Source organism: Mycobacterium sp. E740 (genome assembly GCF_001672895.1).
Lineage (GTDB): Bacteria > Actinomycetota > Actinomycetes > Mycobacteriales > Mycobacteriaceae > Mycobacterium.
Genome location: NZ_LZKP01000095.1, coordinates 1 through 1,396, shown reverse-complemented (window position 1 = coordinate 1,396; position 1,396 = coordinate 1). Strand labels below are relative to the sequence as shown.

Annotated in this window: 1 protein-coding gene; it reads right to left on the bottom strand. The window is 70.8% G+C overall.

What is annotated here, in order from left to right:
* Positions 1-1,358 (bottom strand): ATP-dependent helicase (locus A5663_RS09190; RefSeq protein WP_156744398.1); only part of this gene is annotated, 1,358 nt, incomplete at its 3' end.
* Positions 1,359-1,396 lie beyond the last annotated feature (38 nt).

Here is a 1,396-nt window from a genome sequence, read left to right as displayed (position 1 = left end):
CCTGCCAGGCCGACGACTTCCACCGGCACGCCGCGCGCACTGATCGCGTCGGCCATCGGCGCGGCGTCGGCGTTGCGCCGCACCAGCACGGCGGTGGTCGGTGGCGCCACGCCGCGGTCGCCCGCTTGGCGGTAGATGTCAGCGATGTGGTCGGCGAGCCAATCACGTTCGGCGACAACGTCGTTCAACAGTGCGCAGCGGATGGTTCCCGGCTCGGCGTCGGGCCGCGGCCGCAACGACCGCACCGCCACCGAACGGCGCCGCGCCTGCGCCGACACCGCGTTGGCCAGATACAGCGCTCGCGGTGGATTGCGCCAACTGGTGCGCAGCTCCAACGTGGGCGCCGGCGTGCCGTCCGAACGAGGGAAGTCGGTGGTGAAGCGCGGCAAATTGGTGGCCGACGCGCCGCGCCAGCCGTAGATCGACTGGATGGGGTCACCGACAGCGGTCAGCGCGAGGTCATCGTCCACCCCTCCCCCGAACAACGACGACAGCGCGACGCGCTGCGCATGCCCGGTGTCCTGGTACTCGTCGAGCAACACCACGCGGTACCGGTTGCGCAGTTGTTCCCCGACGCGCGGGAAGTTCTCGGCGAGCCGGGCCGCCGAGGCCATCTGCATGCCGAAGTCCATCACCTTCTCGGCGCGCATCCGCTGGTGCAGCCCGTCGATCAGCGGCACGAGTTCGGTGCGCTCGGTCTGGGTGGCCAGCAGCCGCAGCAGCCACTGGCTCGGGCCGCGGTCGCGTTGGTACGGCCCGGCGGGCAGCGTGTGAACCAGCCGCTCGAGTTCGACGTGCGTGTCACGTAACTGGTCGGTGTCGACGAGGTGCTCGGCAAGCTGGCCGGCCAGCCGCAACACCATGGCGGTGACCGCTGCCGGCGTCTTCTCGGTGTGCAGTTCGGGATGGTCACTGACGACGCGAAAAGCCAACTGCCACAGCTCGGTCTCGGTCAACAACCGGGTCTCCGGCTCGACGGGTAACAGCAGCCCGTGCTCGCGCAGCAGGTTGCCCGCGAACGCATGGTAGGTGCTGATGGTCGGAGGCTCACCGGCGTCGGCTGTCCCGTCCAGGATCTTCGTTCCCGACAGGCGGGCCAGCCGGGTGCGCACCCGGCGCAACAGTTGCCCGGCGGCTTTGCGGGTGAACGTCAGCCCGAGCACCTCGCCCGGGCGGGCATAGCCATTGGCGACCAGCCACACCACGCGAGCGGCCATCGTCTCGGTCTTGCCCGCGCCCGCCCCGGCGATCACCACGAGTGGCCCGGGCGGCGCGGCGATCACCGCCGCCTGTTCGTCGGTCGGGGCGAAGATGCCCAGAGCGGCGGCGAGCTCGGCGGGGCTGTAGCGCGGGGTCATGACAGGCCTCCGGTGGTGGCTTGGGCGGGGCACAGTCC